Here is a 5,415-nt window from a genome sequence, read left to right on the forward strand (position 1 = left end):
AGTCGTTAAAAAACCCCGTTCAAAGTTTCCATCTAAAAAACCAATCCATAGAGTAACGGGTACTAAACTTCAACCGCGCACTTTTTTTATTCTTAATACTGCTTAATTCTTAACCGAGAAGTATTGGGATGCTCCCGCGATCGCACTATTCTCTTAGCTCGACTTTATCTATTTTTTTCGCAACGCGATCGCGATCGCTAAAACCTTTGGAGGACGGTAATTTTAGTTTTTACAAGTCATTGAGAATCTATGACGTGTAAAAAGTATTTGCCACAAAGCCAGGGTTTTCGCCGAATAAAAAAGACGGGTTCTTAATTTTGGATAAAGTCGAGCTAAAACTTTACGATCTTATAATATAAATGATAATTCTGAGGATGCCGGATATTGTAGCTTAATGCCATAGGTATATTTTAGCAATTAGTAGTTAGTATATGCGGCTAAGGTTAGTGACTCAATTATTACCAGGAGTAGCAGTACCCATGACTTTGCTTCTGGCTTTGGGATTTTCCTTGAATGAACCGACTTACGCAGGCAGTAACAAATTCTTCTGCGTTCAAGAAGGAAATGTACCTGTCACCAAAGTACGTACTGCACGGGGAAATGAAACTTTTATCCGTTGGGTTGTTCAAGATTTTAAAAAATTTCCACCTGCACAGCGATGCAAAGATGTTTCTGCAAGATTCCAACGCTATTACGATAACGGTTCGTTGTTCATCACCAGCAGAGATAACTTCAACAACTATCCAGTTTTGTGTATTGCCAACCGCAAGAGTGTACCTTGTACATCAGAGAATATCTTAGTCACCCTCAAACCCGGAACCGATACAGGTGCAGTTCTTAGACAGATACTTGATTTTCGTCGTGGTGTTGCAGCTAAACCCATTAATTTGAGTGGATGTCAAGCTATTACCTACGACGAGCAAGGTGATTTGTATCTTGATGTGAAGCAACTGGTAGATGGTAAAAAGTGTAGTGAATCGACTACTAGTAATAACGCTCCCAAAACACAGCCTGTACAACCTCGCTTTTAGTTTGCTGTTCCTTGGGGAGTTGAGTTGAAAATGAATTGGCAATGGTTAAAAAGTAGACTTGGTTTTGCAGTATGTTTGCTGATTTGTTTTGGTGGTATTTCCTTAGCACTGCCAAGACAGCAAAGCATTTCTAGCAATTTTGCCAAAGTTTCTCGCTTGTCAACTCCCCTTTCCGTTGAGCAATTGCAACAGTTAGCGAAGACAATCACCGTCAAAATTTCTGCACAAGAGTTACTAGGTTCAGGAACTCTACTAAAACGGGAAGGTGAAATTTATACTGTAATTACCAATGCTCACGTTTTGAGAGCCGCTAAACCACCCTATCAAATTCAAACACCAGATGGGCGTTTATATCAAGCTACTATGCAGATTGCAGAATTACAGCAGAATGATTTAGCTGTGTTGCAATTTCGTAGTCCTGATATAGTTTATCCAGTTGCCAATATCAAAGATACATCCAGCTTGCAAGTCGGGGATGAGGTTTTTGTGGGTGGATTTACCTCTAATTTGACTACTCAAAAACAGTCTCCTCAAGCACAAAAAATCTTCAACACTCAGTTTGTTTTTACCTCTGGTAAAGTCACTTTATTGTTAGACAAAGCTTTAGAGCAAGGCTACCAAATTGGCTATACCAATGATGTTCGTAAAGGTATGAGTGGCGCACCATTGCTAAATATACATGGCGAAGTTGTCGGTATAAATAGCTTATATAAAGATCCACTTTGGGATACTCCTGAAGTTTATCAAGATGGTTCTCAACCAGAGCAGAACTTACAAAAACTAATTACACAATCTAGTATGGCTGTACCGATTAAATCAGTGAACAGTAAACAGTTATCAATGTTGATATATCAGGAGAATCAATCATGAGGGTTGCTGGTGTATTGACAGCAGTATTGATTGGTACGGCGATTGTTATAGCGCAGCCAGTAGCCACCGCTTTGACACCCCAAGAAGTTGCTGACATTGCTCAACAAATCACCGTCCGCATTGATGGCGAAAATACTGGCTCTGGGGTAATTATTGAGCGTCAAGGTAATGTTTACACTGTTGTAACTAGCTGGCACGTAGTACAAGAAGAAGGTAACTACACAGTCTACACACCAGATGGCAAAAAATATACATTCAATAACAACCAAGTCAAGCGATTTCCTGGCGTTGATTTAGCGGTATTTCAGTTTACTAGTAATCAAAATTACCGTGTCGCTGAAAAGGGCAATTCTGACGAAGTAAAACGGGGTACAAATATTTCTGTAGCAGGTTATCAGCAAGGAACATCAGATATTGATTTTCGTAGAGGTGCAATTTCGCGTCTGGTAAAAGAACCAAAAGATGGTTATGCTTTTGTGTATGACATTGATGCTTTTCCAGGGATGAGTGGCGGAGCGATACTTGATGAGCAAGGTAAATTAGTTGGGATTCACGGACTCGCTAAAACTCGCCCAGATACTAATGCTACTACCGTGTATGGAATTCCGTTGAAGACTTATTTGAGCCTTGCGCCATCTGCACAAACAATTTCAGTTGCATCATCGGTAAATACAGCCAGTAAATTTTATTTAGCAAAGACTTTGACTGGACATTCCACAAAAGTTAATCAATATGGAAACAGAGAAGGAAGGGTTAATTCAGTCGCCATTAGCCCAGATGGCAGAACTTTAGCTAGTAGTAGTGGCGACGCGACTATCAAAATCTGGAACCTCACCACAGGGCAAGAAATTCGTACCCTCAATGCTCATTCTGATTCTTTGTTGTTTAATTCAGTCGCCATTAGTCCAGATGGCAGAACTTTAGCTGGTGGTAGTGTTCTTGGGACTATCAAAATCTGGAATATCGCCACAGGGCAAGAAATTTTTACCTTCAAAGGTTATTCTGTTTTGAATGGTTCAGTCGCTTTTAGCCCAGATGGCAGAACTTTAGCTAGTAGTAGTACTGACAATACAATCAAAATCTGGAACCTCGTCACAGGTCAAGAAATTCGTACTCTCAAAGGTCATTCTTTTTGGGTTGAGTCAGTCGCCATTAGTCCAGATGGCAGAACTTTAGCTAGTGGTAGTGCTGACATGACTATCAAAATCTGGAACATCGCCACAGGGCAAGAAAGTGGTAGTTTTAACAAGATTATCAAATTGAATCTCCCCACAAGGCTAGAAATTCTTACACCCAAAGGTCATTCTGGTTCGGTTTTGTCAGTCGCCTTCAGCCCAGATGGCAGAACTTTAGCTAGTGGTAGTTCGGACAAGACTATTAAAATCTGGAATATTGCTACAGGGCGAGAAATTCGTACTCTTAATGGTCATTCTGAATTGGTTAATTCAGTCGCGTTTAGCCCAGATAGCAAAACTTTAGCTAGTGGTAGTTATGACAAAACTATTAAAATTTGGAATGTAGCCACAGAGCAAGAAATCACTACTCTCAAAGGTCATTCTGGTTCGGTTAACTCAGTCGCCTTTAGCCCAGATGGTAAAACTTTAGCTAGTGGTAGTGATGACGCGACTATCAAAATTTGGCAGCTGTCTGAGTAGCTATTTTCTGTTGTAATAACTCACATATTTTGTTTATTCAACTAATTCTCTCGTTTGTCGTAATACCTGTTCATAAAGAGGGCGACGTACCCAATATTGAGCATCATCAATCATGGCATCTAACAATGGTTTGACTTGAGAAATTATTCCTCTGTTTTTTGCTAACATAAAGAATACCTAAAGTACCAACTACTCGTAAACCAAAACTTTGAGCTACTCGACGCGCTTCACGTTCGTCTAATAAAATTTTTCGTTCACCAGTTTCTAGTGCGAGAGTAATTGCTTCGCCTTCACCTTCATCTAATTCTGGCGATATGTTGGGTAATGTTGTCGAAATTCTGCGAACTTGTAACCATTGTGCAGCAATGGCTTGCAACACAAATTCCGAAGAGAGAAATCCTGTAACAGTTGTTTCATTACAGACAGCTTGGGGAATAACAATTTGACGGGTGCAGCTTGCAAGATATCTAGACGATTAATAGCTGCAAAATTTATTAAAGGTGTAGCATTACAAACAACTGTCACAATTTCTAAAAACCTGCATTAATGGTTTCAATATCTTGGGCTAAATCTGCTTCATTATAATGACGTTCAATTTTATTCTGTCCCAAAACCTGCTGAAATTCCCACACAGATAAGTTAGCTAAGTGACGTGCTTGAGCAAAGGTAAAAATATTCTGTGCATATAACTGTAGAGCTAATTCTAGATGAATAGCTTGTTCACCTTGATTTAAAGAATCAGATGATATCTGTAAATTTATTGGCTGAATAAATGTATTCATTGTTTTCACATAACCAGCGAATTTTACGCAATAAACGCTCTTGAATCGTTGAAGTTAGTATTGCTAAACCAGGAATTACTTCGGCTGTAAACTCGACTTGATAGCTCATTACCAGTTTAATCCCAGTTTTTTCGCTACCTCCTCCGCCGGAATACCACTTTCCCCGTTTCGAGTTCGCTGTAGCGAATCAAGTAGTTGCTGCTTGATTTCAGGCTTTAATTGCCTATCCTCTTCAACATCAATCAGCAGGGATTCAATAGTTTCCGTAACAGTTTTCTGTATCAAAAGTTTTAGTTCTTCAACGGTTAAATCTTTAACTTGCATAAGGTTCATTAATAACAAAGACTATTATATTATTGTACTAATTTCTGTTAATTAGAGCAATCAGCGCAGAAGCATCACAAATATATTTTAAATACTTTTATTGAAAATCAACAGTAAGTAAATCTATGCCATTCATGATTATTTTTCTTTTATCTTCAGGTACATTTAGCTGTTGAAAACATTTATTTCTATATTCTTCTTTCTCAATGAAATTTTTAATTGCTTTAAGTAGTGGCTTTTTCACTTCATAGGTTTCTTCTGCTTTAGCAATTGCTTGTGGGGGGATTTCGTGATTTACGCGCAACATTGCTAAGTCAATTAAATCTCTAGATTGTGTGCTTGAGTCGTTCCATCTATCAGCGTTAGCCATAAGTTTTGATGTAAACCTATCACCTATGCTCAAGCAAGGAATATTTGCCCATTTTGGATGAATAGGAGGATCTAAGGTAAAAGCTCCATTGGCTACAATTTCTACTTTAATATTTGTTTCATTGACTGCAACAGGGAAACGAATACCATATTGATTTATTGTACTTTCACCTAATTGAATATCTGTCGTACTTTGGAATAATGCTGCAATTCCTTGATCGTAAACTAAATGCCTTAAATATCGTAAGGATTCAGGTCTAATATTGAGGAAGTAAAGAAGGGCGAAACTGAGAATTATTAGAGTCAGCAATTAGAGCTTGTGCAAAAAAATCAACAACAGACTTACCTTGACGGCGACAAGTCTGCACCACCGTCAATAAATTG

General features: G+C 38.6%; 9 protein-coding genes. 3 read left to right on the plus strand and 6 right to left on the minus strand.

Going from position 1 to position 5,415, the window contains the following annotated elements:
* Positions 1-431 precede the first annotated feature (431 nt).
* The 3 genes from IQ259_RS26625 to IQ259_RS26635 are packed head-to-tail and all read left to right on the plus strand — an operon-like array spanning position 432 to position 3,556.
* A complete protein-coding gene (locus IQ259_RS26625; RefSeq protein ID WP_193888982.1) occupies positions 432-1,031 on the plus strand; it encodes a COP23 domain-containing protein in 600 nt (199 codons plus the stop codon).
* Between the two features lie 30 nt (positions 1,032-1,061).
* Positions 1,062-1,901 (plus strand): serine protease, encoded by an 840-nt coding sequence (locus IQ259_RS26630; RefSeq protein WP_193888983.1) that lies wholly within the window; start codon positions 1,062-1,064, stop codon positions 1,899-1,901.
* Positions 1,898-3,556 (plus strand): trypsin-like peptidase domain-containing protein, encoded by a 1,659-nt coding sequence (locus IQ259_RS26635; protein WP_193888984.1) that lies wholly within the window; start codon positions 1,898-1,900, stop codon positions 3,554-3,556. Before IQ259_RS26630 ends, IQ259_RS26635 begins: the two co-directional genes overlap by 4 nt.
* 33 nt (positions 3,557-3,589) lie before the next feature.
* On the opposite strand, the gene IQ259_RS27840 is transcribed toward IQ259_RS26635, so the two are convergent.
* The 6 genes from IQ259_RS27840 to IQ259_RS26660 all read right to left on the minus strand — a co-directional run bounded on the left by IQ259_RS27840 (position 3,590) and on the right by IQ259_RS26660 (position 5,341).
* Positions 3,590-3,724, minus strand: coding sequence for a DUF3368 domain-containing protein (locus IQ259_RS27840; protein WP_228014813.1), 135 nt, complete (start codon positions 3,722-3,724; stop codon positions 3,590-3,592).
* Positions 3,663-3,935 (minus strand): hypothetical protein, encoded by a 273-nt coding sequence (locus tag IQ259_RS27430; protein WP_228014814.1) that lies wholly within the window; start codon positions 3,933-3,935, stop codon positions 3,663-3,665. The genes IQ259_RS27840 and IQ259_RS27430 overlap by 62 nt, the downstream gene beginning before the upstream one ends.
* Before the next feature lie 151 nt (positions 3,936-4,086).
* Positions 4,087-4,338 (minus strand): UPF0175 family protein, encoded by a 252-nt coding sequence (locus IQ259_RS26645; RefSeq protein WP_193888985.1) that lies wholly within the window; start codon positions 4,336-4,338, stop codon positions 4,087-4,089.
* Positions 4,295-4,447 (minus strand): hypothetical protein, encoded by a 153-nt coding sequence (locus IQ259_RS26650; protein WP_193888986.1) that lies wholly within the window; start codon positions 4,445-4,447, stop codon positions 4,295-4,297. Before IQ259_RS26650 ends, IQ259_RS26645 begins: the two co-directional genes overlap by 44 nt.
* The gene (locus IQ259_RS26655; RefSeq protein ID WP_193888987.1) at positions 4,447-4,662 is read right to left on the minus strand and encodes a hypothetical protein; all 216 of its coding nucleotides are present in this window, start codon (positions 4,660-4,662) and stop codon (positions 4,447-4,449) included. The genes IQ259_RS26650 and IQ259_RS26655 overlap by 1 nt, the downstream gene beginning before the upstream one ends.
* Before the next feature lie 97 nt (positions 4,663-4,759).
* Entirely contained in the window at positions 4,760-5,341 is a 582-nt protein-coding gene (locus tag IQ259_RS26660) for a nucleotidyl transferase AbiEii/AbiGii toxin family protein (protein ID WP_193888988.1), read from the minus strand.
* Positions 5,342-5,415 lie beyond the last annotated feature (74 nt).

The sequence above is a fragment of the Fortiea sp. LEGE XX443 genome (assembly GCF_015206815.1).
Classification (GTDB): Bacteria; Cyanobacteriota; Cyanobacteriia; order Cyanobacteriales; family Nostocaceae; genus Nostoc_B.